This is a genomic window from Haloferax sp. DFSO52, assembly GCF_048158745.1.
Classification (GTDB): domain Archaea; phylum Halobacteriota; class Halobacteria; order Halobacteriales; family Haloferacaceae; genus Haloferax.
The window spans coordinates 738,165-754,229 of record NZ_JBLOPB010000001.1; the positions used below are offsets into that span (position 1 = coordinate 738,165).

The 16,065-nt window shown below is 57.8% G+C and carries 17 protein-coding genes; 6 read left to right on the forward strand and 11 right to left on the reverse strand.

What is annotated here, in order from left to right; genetic code table 11:
- Positions 1-32: 32 nt before the first annotated feature.
- The 7 genes from ACK3SC_RS03790 to ACK3SC_RS03820 all read right to left on the reverse strand — a co-directional run bounded on the left by ACK3SC_RS03790 (position 33) and on the right by ACK3SC_RS03820 (position 7,160).
- Positions 33-1,136, reverse strand: a complete 1,104-nt coding sequence (locus ACK3SC_RS03790; RefSeq protein ID WP_416838784.1) for a hypothetical protein — start codon at positions 1,134-1,136, stop codon at positions 33-35.
- Positions 1,136-2,254, reverse strand: a complete 1,119-nt coding sequence (locus ACK3SC_RS03795; RefSeq protein WP_416838785.1) for a hypothetical protein — start codon at positions 2,252-2,254, stop codon at positions 1,136-1,138. Before ACK3SC_RS03795 ends, ACK3SC_RS03790 begins: the two co-directional genes overlap by 1 nt.
- Before the next feature lie 102 nt (positions 2,255-2,356).
- Positions 2,357-3,868 carry a hypothetical protein gene (locus ACK3SC_RS03800; protein ID WP_416838786.1) on the reverse strand — a complete coding sequence of 504 codons (1,512 nt, stop codon included), beginning with the start codon at positions 3,866-3,868 and terminating at the stop codon, positions 2,357-2,359.
- 165 nt (positions 3,869-4,033) lie between these two features.
- Positions 4,034-4,474, reverse strand: coding sequence for a hypothetical protein (locus tag ACK3SC_RS03805; protein WP_416838787.1), 441 nt, complete (start codon positions 4,472-4,474; stop codon positions 4,034-4,036).
- Between the two features lie 290 nt (positions 4,475-4,764).
- Positions 4,765-5,589: a hypothetical protein gene (locus tag ACK3SC_RS03810; protein ID WP_416838788.1), complete on the reverse strand. Its 825-nt coding sequence runs from the start codon at positions 5,587-5,589 to the stop codon at positions 4,765-4,767.
- 128 nt (positions 5,590-5,717) lie between these two features.
- The gene (locus tag ACK3SC_RS03815) at positions 5,718-6,146 is read right to left on the reverse strand and encodes a hypothetical protein (RefSeq protein WP_416838789.1); all 429 of its coding nucleotides are present in this window, start codon (positions 6,144-6,146) and stop codon (positions 5,718-5,720) included.
- Positions 6,147-6,383: 237 nt separating this feature from the next.
- Entirely contained in the window at positions 6,384-7,160 is a 777-nt protein-coding gene (locus ACK3SC_RS03820; protein ID WP_416838790.1) for a helix-turn-helix transcriptional regulator, read from the reverse strand.
- 225 nt (positions 7,161-7,385) lie between these two features.
- Between ACK3SC_RS03820 and ACK3SC_RS03825 the strand changes: the two genes are divergently transcribed.
- The 5 genes from ACK3SC_RS03825 (at position 7,386) to ACK3SC_RS03845 (ending at position 12,427) form a co-directional block, all read left to right on the forward strand.
- Positions 7,386-8,126: an ABC transporter ATP-binding protein gene (locus ACK3SC_RS03825; RefSeq protein ID WP_416838791.1), complete on the forward strand. Its 741-nt coding sequence runs from the start codon at positions 7,386-7,388 to the stop codon at positions 8,124-8,126.
- A complete protein-coding gene (locus ACK3SC_RS03830) occupies positions 8,123-9,559 on the forward strand; it encodes a hypothetical protein (protein WP_416838792.1) in 1,437 nt (478 codons plus the stop codon). Before ACK3SC_RS03825 ends, ACK3SC_RS03830 begins: the two co-directional genes overlap by 4 nt.
- Before the next feature lie 62 nt (positions 9,560-9,621).
- A complete protein-coding gene (locus ACK3SC_RS03835; RefSeq protein ID WP_416838793.1) occupies positions 9,622-10,473 on the forward strand; it encodes a universal stress protein in 852 nt (283 codons plus the stop codon).
- Between the two features lie 86 nt (positions 10,474-10,559).
- The gene (locus ACK3SC_RS03840) at positions 10,560-11,930 is read left to right on the forward strand and encodes a flavin monoamine oxidase family protein (RefSeq protein ID WP_416838795.1); all 1,371 of its coding nucleotides are present in this window, start codon (positions 10,560-10,562) and stop codon (positions 11,928-11,930) included.
- A 20-nt stretch (positions 11,931-11,950) separates the two neighbouring features.
- The gene (locus ACK3SC_RS03845) at positions 11,951-12,427 is read left to right on the forward strand and encodes a hypothetical protein (RefSeq protein WP_416838797.1); all 477 of its coding nucleotides are present in this window, start codon (positions 11,951-11,953) and stop codon (positions 12,425-12,427) included.
- Positions 12,428-12,447: 20 nt separating this feature from the next.
- Here ACK3SC_RS03845 and ACK3SC_RS03850 read toward each other — a convergent pair whose 3' ends face one another.
- Both ACK3SC_RS03850 and ACK3SC_RS03855 read right to left on the reverse strand, forming a co-directional pair.
- The gene (locus tag ACK3SC_RS03850; RefSeq protein WP_416838798.1) at positions 12,448-13,338 is read right to left on the reverse strand and encodes a halocarboxylic acid dehydrogenase DehI family protein; all 891 of its coding nucleotides are present in this window, start codon (positions 13,336-13,338) and stop codon (positions 12,448-12,450) included.
- A 9-nt stretch (positions 13,339-13,347) separates the two neighbouring features.
- A complete protein-coding gene (locus ACK3SC_RS03855; protein ID WP_416838800.1) occupies positions 13,348-14,601 on the reverse strand; it encodes an ATP-grasp domain-containing protein in 1,254 nt (417 codons plus the stop codon).
- A 340-nt stretch (positions 14,602-14,941) separates the two neighbouring features.
- Between ACK3SC_RS03855 and ACK3SC_RS03860 the strand changes: the two genes are divergently transcribed.
- On the forward strand, positions 14,942-15,343 hold the full coding sequence (locus ACK3SC_RS03860; RefSeq protein WP_416838802.1) for a MoaD/ThiS family protein: 402 nt from the start codon (positions 14,942-14,944) through the stop codon (positions 15,341-15,343).
- Positions 15,344-15,487: 144 nt separating this feature from the next.
- Here the strand turns inward: ACK3SC_RS03860 and ACK3SC_RS03865 are convergent, their stop codons facing one another.
- Positions 15,488-15,658: a hypothetical protein gene (locus ACK3SC_RS03865; protein ID WP_411967694.1), complete on the reverse strand. Its 171-nt coding sequence runs from the start codon at positions 15,656-15,658 to the stop codon at positions 15,488-15,490.
- Between the two features lie 153 nt (positions 15,659-15,811).
- Positions 15,812-16,063 (reverse strand): type II toxin-antitoxin system HicA family toxin, encoded by a 252-nt coding sequence (locus tag ACK3SC_RS03870; RefSeq protein WP_416838804.1) that lies wholly within the window; start codon positions 16,061-16,063, stop codon positions 15,812-15,814.
- Positions 16,064-16,065: the final 2 nt, after the last annotated feature.

The window sequence follows — 16,065 nt, forward strand, 5'->3', positions numbered from 1 at the left end:
TGGACGCCGAGACTCCCTGCAACGCAGCCAGGTTATGCATCGATATCCTCCCGAGCGGTGCGTCGAAGCACTGGCTCAGACCGAATGCTCTCATCTGGAGTCCCGTACTCATGGACGGCTCCGTTCCAGAACTCGACTGACAGCAGGAACTGCTCAGTCGTTGGGAGTCGACGAGCTGCCCATCCCTGTTGCTTGCCGATAAATTCTGTTTCGAGCGTTCGACAGCGCGCTTCGACCGCATCGAACAATCGAGCGCGAACCTCGGCTTCAGTGAGTCGCTCACGTCGAGTGACGAAGGGCGTGATAACGAGCCCAAGAAGTGGAATCTGGGTGAGTCGCTCAAGCGGCGTTTGCTCTTCAGAGCTCTCGTGATACACTTCGAACGGGGAGACTTCGACACCCAGATAGTAGCGAATCTCTTGTGTCCCTGCCATCTCTTCGGGCCGCGTCTCGCGATATTCTGTCAGAAGGCGCTCAAACGCAGCATTTTGTTTGACGTCTTCGTCGGTCAGTCGGTCGTCGATACGCTCGACAAGACGGTCAACGGGAAACGGTCGCGTCGTCGCGTAGAGCGTCAACGGGAAGTCGAGTTCGTTGTTGGCAAAGGTTTCAGCGATGGCCTGTCGCTGTGCCCAATCGCCGGACATTGCGAAGTCCATATTCGATGGAAGAAGTTCCACCATCCCGATCATCGTGCCATCGGTGCGTTCGAGTGCACCAGCACCGGGCCACGCGTGTGCGACGTGTGTGAGGTCCTGCGTTTGTTCAGCGGGGGTGAACGGATTGTAATCTCCGACGTGTGATGCGGAACTCTCCCCTAGCGTGGTCGAACCAAAGACGAATGCACTCGTCGTCGATGGGCGGCTGAGATAATACCGTGAAAGGTCTGACAGCCACGCAGTCGTGGTTCGATGTGAGGGGGTTGCATAGACCGTCAACAAGCCAACAACGAGGCCACCGAGGCCGAGTGGCCACAATAGCGAGTCAATGCCGACCATTCCCGCAATGAAGATTCCCACAATGGGGAAGCCAATAATCGGGTAGAGGTCTCCTTCATCGATGTTGAGGACGGGAATGCGAGCCTCTTCACCGAGCGTTTTCATGAGTCGTCGTTCTGCAGGTGTTTCGCGTGACATCAGTAGTATCCAGGGTCGTTCTCAGTTCGACGGTACGAGGGAATGCCACGCTGACCGTGGGCATCCGAGGCGATGTTGTCGTGGCTCGTCGTAGATTGATTGGCGTTTGAATCAGCACCACCCAGCCGTGTTTCGACAGTGCGGATGGCTGCGCTTCGGGCCCCAACTTTTGCAACAGTCGTCGCACCCGCTGGGCCACCAACTGCACCAGCGCCAACGACAGTGCCAACGGTCGCTGCAACACCGGCACCCCGGCGGACAACGCGAGTCGTCTTTGGCGCGACATCGGTGAAGAGTCGCCAGACGATGAACACCGAGAGGACAGGCAGTGAAACAGCAACCAGGTAGCGTGCAAACGCAGCAGTCGGGAGTAGCCCCACATCGAGCGCTGACGTGAGGACGAGTTCATATGCACCAAAGAGGAGTGCGACTGGGAGCGGAAATACGAGCAGTGGGATAAAGCGACGACACAGCGACGACGCAAGTCCAGAGGCAATGGGAATGTTTGCATACGCGACAGCGAGCCCAAACGGCATGGCGTACACGTAGCCGTAGATGAGCAGGTCGCGAATGATGAACAGCGCGTGTAAGACCCACATGCCAAGTGCGCCGATGAATCCCAATCCGAAGGCGAGAATCGGATTTGCAATCGTGACGACGAGCAAGTCGTCGATGAGCGTGCCTACAGTATCGACTGGCGGGAGGAGTGCAATCGTGAGGCCATTGACGAGTGTGAGCGATGTCGCGGCGATCCAGTACCACAAGACGATGAACGCAGCGCCAATCCATGCGGAGCGTTTGGTTGCTCTGGCAGTCAACGGACTTCCGACGTTGAAGACGCGAATGGTGGTTCTCGCTTGGACAGCAATTACCAGCACCAACAGCGCGAGAAACGTTGTCTCCCCACCAACGAGTGTCTGATGCAGCGAAACCCAGGGCTCGTTTACGGGCGTCCCAACACCGAGGGCGCTGTCGGTCGTCGGCGTCGGCGTTCCGAATGTTGCTGCGGTTAGTTGGGTGTACCCTGTTTCGATGCCCTGTTGGAACCATCCAGTGACGACGGCTAGGATATCACTGAACCACTCACTCCCGAGGTCTGAAAGTGAGTTTTTAGCCATTGTAGCTCCAGAAGTGGGTGTTCGTGTCGAGGCATCGTTGGTGACACCTGTTCGTCGGCCGGTTCTTCTTCGTGTGGGATGGGTGGTGAGTGAGTTGTACAATCATGAGAGGTAGTTGCCAAGCTGACGGACAGCAAAGAGAACAACTCCAACAGGAATCAGAAACTGAACGGCGTCCCAACTTGCTGCTGTCAGTCCGGCCGCGGTAGTGAGTGGATGCCATGCAACCGTTGCGGTAGCCGAGGTGTACGCCTGTTGTCCAGGCACCCACGCTGCTGGTGTGAAAACGGCTTCATACACACCGGGCTTGGTGACGACGGTCGTCGCACTCCCGGACGAATTGAGTGTGAGAGGTGTGCCACCAACGGTGAGTTCACCCGCACTGTCGTTCGATGCGTTTGCCCCCATGTCGAGTGGCTTTCCAGTCGTGTTGCCCCGAAGGGTGACACGGAGTGTCGCTTCAGTCACCGACTGAGACACAATCGTGATCGATAGTGCTGGCCGGTGGGCAATAGGCGGCTGGTCGGGAAGCGTGAGCGTTCTTGAGGGCCCTGCAACGACACCAGTGAGAGTTACTGCGGAGCTATCAGGGTGCCGCAGTCGGAGACGTTCCGGTCGCCGGTAGTTCGTCGGCGAAACAGTGACGTTGGAATCGACTACTGGCGGTGCCGCAATCAACTGACCAGCAACGTCTTGAACCGAAAGTGGGCCCCATCGCTCATCGACGTATGGGCGGTTGGCCGTCGGAACGGCATGAACCACAAGTGGCCGGTGTCGTGTGCGCACGTATTCTGTTGATGTTGCCGACCGAACAGCGAGGGTTTCCCACATTGGATCGCCGGCCGTGTAGAACTGCCAGACGTTCTGGGCCTGCAGGCCCTGATGATCATCAACGGTGTAGGTACTCCACGGACTGAGACCAGTGAGGAGTACTTCGTGATTATCGTCTGGATATGCGACGACCGTGGCAGTCGCCGCGGGCGTTGTGATGTGGACTGGGAGTGACTCACTGACCGTGAGATTATCCGTAAATACGTCGCTGGTTGTGTGTGTTGTATTGTTCGTCGTGGTCGTGACGGTCTTTACGAGTCGTGCCCGAACCGTGGCCTGCAACTCAAACTGCGCCCGCCCAAGGGAGTGGTTGTGATAGGTGAATTGCGGCGTCTGCGTTCGGGTCGTCTGGTCAACAACCCCATCCCTGCTCGTGAGTGTAACTGATTCAACACCGTGCGAGATCACGTGCCACGTTATCGTCGTATTCTCGTGTTTGACGGTCGTCGTATCGAGACGATAGTCGACGAACCCATACACAGTCCCGTTTGGACGAGCATAGTGGACTGTGCTCGACTCAGATCGATGCACACGCGTCGATGGCGAGACTGCAACAATCGATGCATGCGCATCACGGATCCGGCCGCTTGATTTCGTTGTCGCTGTCTTTGGAGCCACAGACGTCGTCTCATCTCCGGGTTCGATGGCCTCGATGAGTATCGCATTTTCTTGCTCGGTCGAGGGGGGAACATCGGACGTGACATCCGTACAGGTTGCGAGCAGTTCAGCAGTCGATGGAACCGCAGTGACATCGTAGTGTTCGATGTATGCGCCTGCAGACATGCAGGTATCTGCGTCATCAGACCACAACGTCGCGTTCGACTGTGGTGACGGCGAAGTTGCATTTGCTGGTGCTGTTGCTCCTGTTGTACCGGCCATCAGACAGACAGCACAGAGTACAATGAGGCCGACACCAGTGCGGTACGGGTGATGGGTCACGCCCGCGACCTACACCGGAACGAGATCAACACAGCTCGCAAGGGGGAGCCCCATTGCACCGCCAGCCACTGTATAGAGTGGACCAAGCAAGAGTAACGTCACGGTCGACTTGAGTGCGGTTCGCTTGTGTCGCTTGATCTTCTCGCGCTGATCTGGACTCAGCGTAAACATTTCCGTCAGTGAATTCGCCTGCCAGACGACGACCAACCCAACAATTCCAATGCCGGTTGTCAGTTGGAAGAAGCCCGAAATCATCGACGGGAGTCGGTCTGCCTGGCAGACAATACTCTCTTGTGCCAGTGCAGGTTCGACTGCGATGAGACTGAGGAAAATGAGGGCAACAAGCCCATGTGTGGCGATTCGGCGTGAGATTGTATCGGCAGTAACTGGCTGGAGAGGACGATGAGTTTGTTCTGTGTCCCCGTCTGCTGTTGAGGTTGTGTGCGTCATGTAACTTGGATAGATGCTGAGGCAACCGGGCGCCTCGGTCGTGATGGACCGTCCACCACAACAGTATCAGTCAAGGGGTCGTCTTGACTGAACACGAATTCTTGTACCAGATTTCTTAAGATAAGTATAGCGGAGGAATATCAAAATTGATTTCTTTGTGTGTTTAGAAATGAGAAAAGCGCACCACATTAATCGCTTTCTTGACAGCAACTTTTGAATTATCAGGTCTGATTTCTTGATGTCAGTTCTCTCATCTGATTTGACATGAAAACAAGGGAACACCCACTATTTCAGTCACGGGCCGATGACCGAATCGCAGTTGCCTCCGAAGCCTCGGTTTTACCTTCGTGATAATACTGGTACAGCCACGCTGGTATCCCCACTATCAGACCCAAAAAGACACCATCAGAGTGGCCAGCCAACATGACCCCAACGGCTCCTCCGACGACCATCACGGCAATCGTCGCAACAGTCCACATGAGTATGCTCCTAGACCGGCGTCCAACCTGAGAATACGCCTTGCCCCGGGTTACTGACTGCCCATCTTCTCGCATATCCATGAAGCTCCCTTCCAGATAGAGATACAGCTGGAAAATCGTGCCTGTGACGAATATGAACGCAAGCGTGGGAACAGACAGATACGTGAGCGAGAGCGACCCAACCCCACCAGTTCCGACAACGTTCCAGACGGTGGAGCCAGACGCAACGAGGAACCCACCGAATGCGGCGGTACTCATCGCTAATACGAGGACGAACGCGCGCCACGAGATGAACGCACCAATCATCCCGAAGAAAATCTGGACACTCGGTTCGAGTCCGAGGAGGAGGCCGAGAGCGTGGCCGAGTGCGTACCCGATTGCTAACACGAGCACTGCTTGCAGAATCAAAAATAGGACGCCCCCAATGAAGCCAGCGAGAAGGAATCCCACAATGCCACTCAGGACCGACTCTGAACTCCCGTACCCGAGCACGAATCCAACGAATCCACCGGCTACGAACCCCGAAATGAAGAGAAAGAGATAGTGAACGACGACACCGAAATACGCATACAGAAGTCCGATTGCGATGATGATAAGCGGCGCCATCTCGATGAAAAGCGGTATCACTCCCGTCATCAGGTCTGCCCTCTGTGTTCGAAATCGTGTGTCAGTTCGCAAGTCACGGACTCACAGCTGTGCTCACCTCGGCCCTCCCAAAATAACTCGACGGTTGTCATGTTGACTCACTCCTTCTCCTGGGTCTCCTACGCTGACCGGTTTTCGAGCCAGGCATCGAGCGAGACGTTCTGCCCAGATGCTGCTAAGCCAACTGAGCCTGCAATCGGGAGGTCGATTGGGACTTCGTACGTCTGCGTTTCACCAGCGCGCACCATGATGCCTCTGTGGGCAGCGTAGCTGTTCCCATTCTGAATCGTCACCTCCACCCACAGGTCAGCAGACCCGTCTTTGTCTCCTTTATTCGCCACTCGAGCAGTGACGATAACGTTGCCAAATGAGGTCACTCGCCCCGTTGCGCTCGTGATTTCGAGTGCAGGTTTCGGTTCTTGTGCACTTCCAGTACACCCTGCTGTGACCACAATCGCGGATGCGATCGACGCTCCAGAGAGCTGTTTTAAGAGCGTTCGACGGCCGACTCTCTGCTCGGTACTGAACGCTCGTTCTTCGGTTTGCATGACCCCCTCACCAACTACAGATAGACGCGCATGGCAAATCACCTCACGGAACGGGAAAATCACCGGTATACGGTAGTCCTATTTACCGCTGCCGGTTACCTCAGCTAGACTCGATATTCCACATCGTCGAGTGGTTCGATGTTGGTGCCAGAAAAACAGGCAGACAGTGATTTCGTGGGACCTCGAAACCAAACCCCGCCCAGCTGTCAGTTGACTGTGGTGCCCGAGACGTGGAACCTAGAATACCGAGATATCCACTGCGTTGTCCTTGTACGAGCTAATTTTTCGTTCAGCCCACTCCACTACGTCTGGGTTCGTACTCTCTAAGAGCGCGTAGGGCAACCCGAAGTGGTCACAGCTTCCGACTTGCACCACGTCGTCGTCGAAGATACCCAGATAATAGGGAATCGATTCAGGGTACACGGATACGGTGACGCGTCCGGTTGCTAGCATCTCATCGAACACGTCGACGAGTGGCTCCGAGTACAGTAGTGCTGCGACATCCGGGCCCACGATAACCTCGTGTTCGGCGTCATTTTCCAGGATGCTTTGGTACTTGATTTCCATCGGCTCGCGCCCGACCGATGGAAGGAGCCCGCGATACGACCGGGTCGACCGGACCGATTCTGCGTGGCTATCCCATGGCCCAAATGAGTTGTCCGCGTCAGCAATAAAAATTCGAGCATCTCGTAACGAACAGAGGTCGACGTCGAACCACTCGGGGTCCATCCACGCTAAAAATGGTGCGACTCTCGTTGTGACGTCGACCACGTCGTAGAACTCGAGGAACGACCGACCGAGGAACTGACCAACTTGGGTAAGACGATAGTTCCCAGTCTCGTACTCGATCAAGCCAAGATTTTCTAACTCACGAACCCCCCGGTCGATGGTCGAACGAGAGATCCCAACTTCGTCGACAAGTTCTCGTTTCGTCTTTGGATCGTCGAGGAGCGATTGGAGAATAAGTGCACGACGATTGAGGGTTCTCGTTACTTCTTTTGCCGTCCCACGCATGAGCGTAACCTCCCAAGAGTAGAATATACGCTACAATATAGTATAAAATTTGATAAATTTTGTCTGAGAGTAGAATATCTCGAAGTTCGACATACCGCAGTTGTCCCGAGAAGTCTCGTGGACTGGGTGACTGGGTTGGTCGTGTCCGAATCCTCCTGACACAGTCGTGAATTTCGTTGTGAGAAGGCTGTCAATTTACACTACGGGCGTTCGTTCACCACCGTAATGCCTGCACTCGAAATCGAATCCCTCCAGAAATCCTATGGCGACGTAACTGCCCTGAGTGGGCTGTCGCTCACCGTTGCGGAGGGTGAGCTCTTCGGTCTCCTTGGCCCCAACGGGGCCGGGAAGACGACGACGATGGAGATACTCACTGGACAAATCGTTCCTGACAGTGGTCGCGTCTCAGTCCTTGGTATCGACCCCGTCGCGCACCCAACGGCGGTCCGCGAACGCGTGGGAATCCTCCCAGAAAAAGAGTCACCGCCGAGTTTCATGACCCCACGAGAGTACTTCGACTTCATCGGCGCGATTCGAAATCTCTCGTCCGAACGGGTGGACGACCAGACCCAGGAGTGGGCGGAGCGATTGAACTTCGTCGAGAAACTCGACACGCTGTCGACCGATCTCTCGCGCGGTCAACAGCAGAAGGTGATGATTGCCGGGACGTTTCTCCACAACCCGGATATCGTCGTTATCGACGAACCACTGGCGAATCTCGACCCAATCATGCAAGAACGAATCAAACGATTCCTCGTTGAGTATCGAGCTGCCGGCAACACGATTCTGATTTCGACGCACAACGTAGACGTAGCGGCCGAACTGTGTTCTCGCGTCGGAATCGTCTATGATGGGTCGCTCGTTGCAGACGTGGTTCCATCGGAGCTCGGCCCAGATGAACGGCTGTTGGACTTCTTCCTCGACCGACTCGACACCGATGTGGAGCCTGGGGCAGCGTCTCTATGACTGACGGCCGAACGCGTCGGGTGTTCGTCGAAATGCTCCGCGAAGAGTGGCGACTCCATAGCCACCTGTTCAGCGGTCGCCGTTTTTCCGTCTTTCCAGTCCTGATTGCACTACTCGTTGCGGGCACCGTTGAGTTGCTCGTGCGGACTGGGACAGAATTCAGCACTGTCTTCGCCGGACTCCATGCGCTTGCACTCGTCTTTGGGATTCAAACCGGTTCGATTGGTTTCATCGGCCGTGACGCGCTCCGGAATCTTCTGGGCGACCTGACGTTGTTGCTGTTCTCTGCTCGGACGCTCCCGCTCTCACAAACCCGGTTACTCGCGGTCTTCGTCGTCAAGGATGTCGTCTACTACGCGTGTCTCTTCTTGCTCCCAATTGCGCTCGGTGTCACGCCCGCGTTACTTGGAGGAAGTGCCGGCTCTGCTGGCTCACTCGTTGCGACCATCCCACTTCTCTGGGGGACCCTGACTGGGATGTTCGTGCTCGGCATCGGACTGACTATCGGGGGCGTCGGCCTCACCAACAGGGGTATGTCCGGATTCGTCGCTCTCGCCGTCCTAGTCGTGTTGAGTTGGGTTGCGTGGCTTGGGAACCTTCCAGTGATCGCGTTCACCCCGTATGGTGTGTTTCTCTCGCCAACTCCCGTCCGAGTCGGTGGTGCACTCGGTCTCATTGGCGTGGTCTTCGTGTTCGGTACGGTCACCTACGATGTGAACACCCGGCGAGACGCTCGAACGGCTCGTTCGACGTTCCGTCAGTGGCAGCGTCGGATTCGAGACCCACTGGCGACGAAGACACTGCTCGACATCCACCGGAGTTCCGGTGGGTTCGGGAAGGTACTCTTCTCGGCAGCGATTCTCCTCGGAGTCTCTGGCTCGCTCATCGACCTCGCCGGACAAATCACCGGCGTGTCGCCGTCGGTGGGCGTCTCGTTCGGTGCGATTCTCGGACTCACAGGGTTCACCACGTATAACTGGCTCACGCAGTTCGATGACGTCGATTCGTATCTCTCACAGCCACTTGACGTGCCTGCAATCTTCCACGCGAAATTCCGTGCGTTTCTGCTCCTCGGCCCCCTCGTGGGGACGTTCTTCTATGGGGTTGCACTCCTCTGGCGAGGCGCACCCGTCCGAGACGCACTCGTTGGAGCTGTCTTGCTCGTGGGCGTCTCCTGTTACATCTTCGGCGTTACCGTCTATCTCACCGGCCTTTCGCCGAACGAGTTCCTCTTCGATACCGCCCTGTTCGTGGTGTTTGGTGTCGCGATGAGTGTCGCCCTCGTCCCGATTCTCGTCGTTGGGTTCGCCCTTGCACCACTCTCGCTGTTGGCGGCCGGTGCGCTCGGCATCGGTGGGATTGCGCTCGGCGTGATTGGTGTCGGGCTCTACCGACGTGCGCTTCCCAAGTGGACAAACCATCACCGTCGGTGAGCCTCACGGGTGACGTTGACCCACGACGTGTCTATTTCTCGGCTCGTCGCGTATCTGTAGGGATGCTCGAATCGATTCTCTTCCCGACGGACCGCAGCAGTGACACCAACGTGGTCTTCGACCACGTCTGCCACCTCGCAAGCAGACACGATGCGACACTCCACATCGTCCACGTTGCCCCGTCCCAACCGAAACGCCGTCCCAGAGCCGACGATGTCGAGACACTCCTGCAGGATGCTGTGACGCGTGCAGAGAACGCGGGCGTTGACGCAGTTTCAGCAGTCGTCAACGGCGAACCGTATCTCGAGATTCTCGACTACGCCACCACCCACGATATCTCGCTTATCGCCATGCCGACACACGGGCGACGGGGGCTCCGACGGTTGCTCCTCGGCAGTACGACAGAACGTGTCGTTCGACTCTCCGACGCTCCCGTCCTTACCATCCGACCCTCCGCGGCCGACGAACTGGCTGGCCCCTACACCACGGTCCTCGTTCCAACAGACGGGAGTGAGAGTGCGACTGCTGCACTCACGCTGGGCGCGGACATCGCTGCAATCGACGCCGCCGCCCTCCGTGTGTTGTCCGTCGTCGACACCACGTTGCTCGGCGCGGATATCACCGCAGATATCGAAGTCAACCTCATCGAACAGAAGGCCCACGACGTGGTCGACGACGCCGTCGAACTCGCCCGCGAGGCCGGTGTCGACGCTGTGACGGGGTCCGTCGAACTCGACACCTCAGTCCACCGGGCCATCATGGCTGCAATCGACGAACACGACGCCGACCTGGTCGTCCTCGGAACGCAGGGCAGAACAGGGTTCGACCGCTATCTCCTCGGCAACGTCGCAGAGAAACTCCTTCGGACGTCGCCAGTTCCCATCTTGACGGTTCGGACGCCGCAGGCCGACTGAGTACCCCACTGCAATCACGTTTCGGTTCGCCTGCTGTGACACCGACTGACCACGAATTTTTGTACCCCCTTCGCAAACCGAGTTCCATGACAACGATTCACGATGTCGTCGTCGTCGGTGGGGGCCTCGCTGGCCTCTCCGCTGGGCGGTCACTTCGGAACGCCGGCATCGACGCCGTCGTCGTCGAAGCGCGTGACCGAGTCGGTGGAAAGAGTTACACGGCTCACACCGACTACGGCGACGTCGTCGAGTACGGCGGGCAGTGGGTCGGTGCCGACCAGGAGCACGTGCTGTCGCTCATCGACGCCTTCGACATCGACACGCGACCACAGTACGACGACGGCGCTGTCGTCAGTCGCGTCGCAGGTCAGCGGTACGTCGAACCGACGTACATGGACGCGCTTCGAGCGCTCCCCGGAGAGAGCGGTTCCGAACTGCTGGCGGCGTTCGAGGAGATAGCGCGGTGCATCAAGCAGATTCCCGGAGCGCGGCCACAGAACGCCCCGCATGCAGACGAATGGGACGCGATGACGCTCCAGACGTGGATCGACCAGCAGTTCGAAACACCCGAGGCACAGGCGGCATTCGAGCGCATGATTCCGGGCATCTACACGGCTGACCCATCGGACATCTCGTTTCTCTTCTTCTGCTATTACGCCCGAACCGCCGGCGGATTCCACATGGTCGCCGGACTCGACGAGGAGGAAGATTCGCACACGGATGTCGTCGTCGACGTTCAGTCAATCGCCCAGTCGGTCGCCGACGAACTCGGAGACGCCGTCCACTGTGGACACCCAGTCACCCGTATCGAACAGGACGACGACAGCGTGCGTGTTCAGACACCCGAGCGAACGTATACTGCCAGCTACGTCGTCGTCGCGGTGCCGCCGACGCTCGCCGGCAGAATCGACTACGAGCCCGCGCTCCCAGCCGCCCGTGACGAACTCATGCAGCGGATGCCGAACGGGACAGTCGTCAAATGTCACGTCCGCTACGTCGACCCGTTCTGGCGCGACAGCGGCTTTTCTGGATTGGTCGAAGATGACGTTGGACCAGTGAATTACTTCTTCGACGACGGGCATCCAGACGGTGAGACTGGTCGCTTGGTTGGGTTCATCTGTGGCAGTAACGCACGCGAGTGGGCAGACAAATCAACTGACGAGCGCCGTGTGGCGGTCATCGACCAGTTGGTCTCGCTGTTCGACGACGACCGATTCGACACACCCATCGACTATCTCGACCAGTCGTGGCCGTCTGACCCGTACTCACGGGGTGCGTACCACGGCTACCCCACACCTGGAACGATGACGGCCTGTTGGGACGCGATTCGAGAACCTGTTGGCCGAATCCACTGGGCTGGCGCAGAGACGGCGACACGCTGGTACGGTCACATGGACGGTGCGATTCGGTCGGGACGGCGCGCCGCCGACGAGATACAGTTCAAACGCAGTGCGTGACCGGTTCGGCTCTCGTTTCCATGAACATCGACATCGAACTCGACGCTCGGTTTGAAGAGATACTCGAACGCGGTGACGTGTACGCCGATACCGGCATCCGGTACGTCGTAGACGGTACGTACCTCGACGGGAGTCCGTCGGAGTACTACGTGAGCGATTTCGTCGTCCTCCATCTGCGGCGGCTCTGTGATGCCGTCGCCACCGTGATGGACGGGGACGAGGTCGACCTCCACTATCTCGACACGACCCACCACCTCTACATCGACCCGATAGCCGACGAGACTGTCTCCTTCCGAACCTCGGACGAAGAGGCTGTAGAGGTTGACCTCAAGGACCTCGTTCGTGGTGTCGTCTTCGCTGCAGAACGACTCGCTGACGACGTCGTAGACGTGAATCCAGCACTCGAAGACGACGCAGAGGTCGAACAGTTGCGGTCGTCCAGTAATCGCCTGAAAGTGAAGTACACGGACCGATACGGGGAGATTCCAGAGGCGTAGCTGTCACACGCGAACTGGTTCTACTGGATTCCGTTTCGAGGACCACTCGCCCCGAGCACGTTCGCATAGAGCGTCACCGCCGGCAACACCGTCTCGACGGGGCCGTGACGGAACTGGTCTGCAAGCCCTTGCAGTGCCGCCACGTCGTCGTCAGTCAGGTCAATCTCTCGTAGGTCGGCCGGTGCGAGTCGGGGTGTGTAGGGAAGCGACGACACGTGCGCTTCGGCGTGTGACCACGACGAAACACACGCCGCTTCGAACGCCGTCGATTCGAGCACTGATTCGAGGTCATCCCACATCGTGTCGAGCAGTGACGGCCACTGTGCGAGACTTCGGTAGATGGTCGGGAGGCCCGAGTCGAATCCGTGGTACTCCCGAATGGCAGTCACTGTGTCGGCCAGTGAGTCAGGCACGTCCTCGAACGGAATCATCGTAACCGACCGACTCTGTTGTCGGTCGAGCGTCGGGAACGGTGCAGTTGCCGCCCACTCCTCGCTCGGGGACGACCCGATTTGTTCCCCAGAAAGGGCGGTGTCGAGGAGTTCGAAGACGAAGGCGAGTCGGGGAGCCATCGTGTCGAGTGTGGCGAGTTGTCCGTGTGCTTCGCGGAACTCTGCCGGGGAGACGCCGACGGCAGATGGTGTGTACTGTGGGAGTGCGTGGTCGTCTTCGAGGATGGACAGAACCGTATCGCGGTAGGTTACCTCGTACTGGGCGAACGCTCGCGTCTCGAAGGCTGGTTTGAGTTGGCCCCACGCGTACCGAAAAAACGCCGGTTGGTTGGCCATCAGCGTCCGGAAGAACCAGTTGACGACTGGGGCATGAAACGTCGTCTTGAGGTCGTCGTAGAGTCCCCGTTGCCACCCCGTTGCCTCCGACTCGTACACCTGCTTGCTCACGTCTATCGACATGCTAGTATCTCACACATCGGGTGGCGTGATAGTCGTTCTGTCGTCCGAAGATGACTCCGGGTCACCGTGGTCCGGAATCGACATCGTCGGGGGCGGAGCCGTCTGTTTCGACGAGGACGAAGACGAGACGTAGGTGACTGCCTCTCGTGCCATCACGAGGAGTTGTGCGACTGCTGGAAGCGGGTCCGACCGGTCGAGGATGTCGAAGGAGACGCCCGGTTCGACGAGTGGGAAGAACTCGCGGAGTGCGTCCATATCGCGTCGACTGAACAGATTGATCAAATCTCCGGGTAGCAAGTACCGACAGCGGTCTCCGGCAGGATACGTCAGCACTGGGTCCGGAGCGTCTCCCAGTGCGCACTGCACCAAGAGCCACGGAAATTCGACGCCTGACCGATACGGGAGGTGGAGTGACCCCCAGAATCGGGGATTCACTTCGAGCAGTTGTGGTGTGTCTGTCCGCGGGTCGTTTTTGAACTCGACCATCGCGACACCTTGCCAGTCCACGTCTTCGAGGAGCGCCTTCCCCGCTTCGAACAGTCGGTCGTCGTGGATGCTCTCGCGGAGCGTCGAGGCACCACCACTGGGCGGGAACTCACGGAGGCGCTGGTACTCGAATCGGGCGATTATCTCGCCGTCCCACCGGAGGAACGCCGCACCCATTCCGCGGCCCTCCTGTGGAATCTGTTCCTGGACGATTGGGTTCGGCCCCCACTGACTCGCAGTGTGGTACGCCTGACGGAGCGACGACGGGTCGTCGACGTACTGGACACCTTTCGCCCCTGCCGACGTTCGTGGTTTGACGACCACCGGAAACGTCAGGACTGCGGCGAGTTCGACCGCTTCGTCGGCGCTTTTCGGATAGACAGTCCGTGGGTGTGGGATTCCGAGCCTCGCGGCCTGTTGCATCACGAGGTCCTTCTGCACGAGCCGGTCGAACTTGTCGGCCCCAGCGACTGGGACGAGTGTGTGTTCGGCCAGTAACCCACGGTGTTTGTTGATGAGGTACGTCGATTCGTGGTCGACCGGGAGGAGCACGTCGATGTCGTGGGTCTGGAGGTACCTGAGGAGCGTGCTGATGAACGCGTCGGGGGAGACCCGAGGGTCTGGATAGACGAATCGCTCGTCGACGTGTTTCGACGCAAACGTGGTCGCCAGTCGGGTCGACTCACCACAGACGACGCGCACACCGTGACGACCCAGCGACCGAGCGATTGCGAGGGCGCTTCGAGTCTGACCGTCGGTCACGAGGACTGTCGTCATGGCCGCGTTGGCCCTTCGAATCGCTGTCTCGCTTTATCCACGTCGAGGCGTGCGAATCGGTTCACGCTACCCTCGGTTGTAATCGAGAGACGTACCCAGCGATTCGTACCCTCCGAGGTGCTTTGTCGCGGAAATATTTCTCTGCCCGGTGGCGACACCACTCTAACATGCCAATTATAGACAGCCTGACGTAATCAACCTATGTCAATATTCTTACTTTATGTGTTATATACCAGACACGACATGCTCCCAAATTCAGAAGGTAACGTGTCTGAAACACAGGAATACGCGAATATGTTCGGGTTGTCGTTGATACCGTTTGCACGCGTATCTTTCGTCTATGGATACGAAGGCTATCGACACCACGGAGCGCGCGCCACAGACGACCACGACTGTCGAGGCACGATTCACCGGTCACGTTCGGACGGCAATCGGAACACACCGACTCGAGTACACGTTCGAGGGCGACACCCTCCGTGAGTTCCTCGACGCGTTCTTCGACGAGTACGACGTTCGCAACCTGGTGATGGCGGAGCGAGAAGAAGATGCGACGACTCGCGGATGGGTCAAAGCTGACAACCTCCCCGGGACGTGGCGGAAGAACCCGGAAGGCGAACAGACGCGAAGATACGCTCGGGTGATGGTGAACGGCCACTTCAACGAGAATCTCGATGGTCTAGATACCAAACTCGAAGACGACGACCGAGTGGCACTCGTCAACCCCTTCATGTACTGTGTGTGACCGCGGTTCTCTCGTGAGGTATCTTGAGGCGTCGCTGTTGAAACCCGCAGACCGTGATAGGATTGGCGTGACACAGACAGAGGGTTGAGTTCAGCAGAAAGCGAGTTCGATATAGAGACTAGATTCGCGTGATGAACGGTTGAGTTATTCACTCTCGCCTACGAACCCTGCAACCACCCCAACCGCGCCGACGACTATTCCTAGATTGACCACCAGCTGGAAACTGCTTCCGGGCTCGACAAGCCAGTAGAATCCTCCAAATGTAACTAGCACTAATGCGAACAACTCGACGAGAATCGCCTGTTTAACATCCATTATTGGTGGAATGTGTGGTTCCCGTCTAACGGTTCCGATACTGTCACCGTTCTTTCTTATTCGATGACCGACTCGCGCGTTGTAGTCAGCACGAACAAGAAAGCAGACTCACGATTCGACAATAGCGATTAGACCCGTCTCTTTGTTGCGGGATTAGGCGTTTTCGTCTATCCACTCACAGAAGGCATCGAAATCGTGTGCTCCGGCATTCTCAGCAATGCTCCGGAGCGTCCCGGTACGGAGTTCGCTATGCAGCGGGACGGTCACCTGCCAGCGGTCTGTTTCGTTCGTCGGGTGTTCGTAGTACAGTTGGGCGTGGTCCCCAGTCGTTCGTCGCCACTCGAATCCACCGACGTTGACTAGAACCTTCACTACCTCCATTCCGGAGAACGTTCGCCGACCCATCG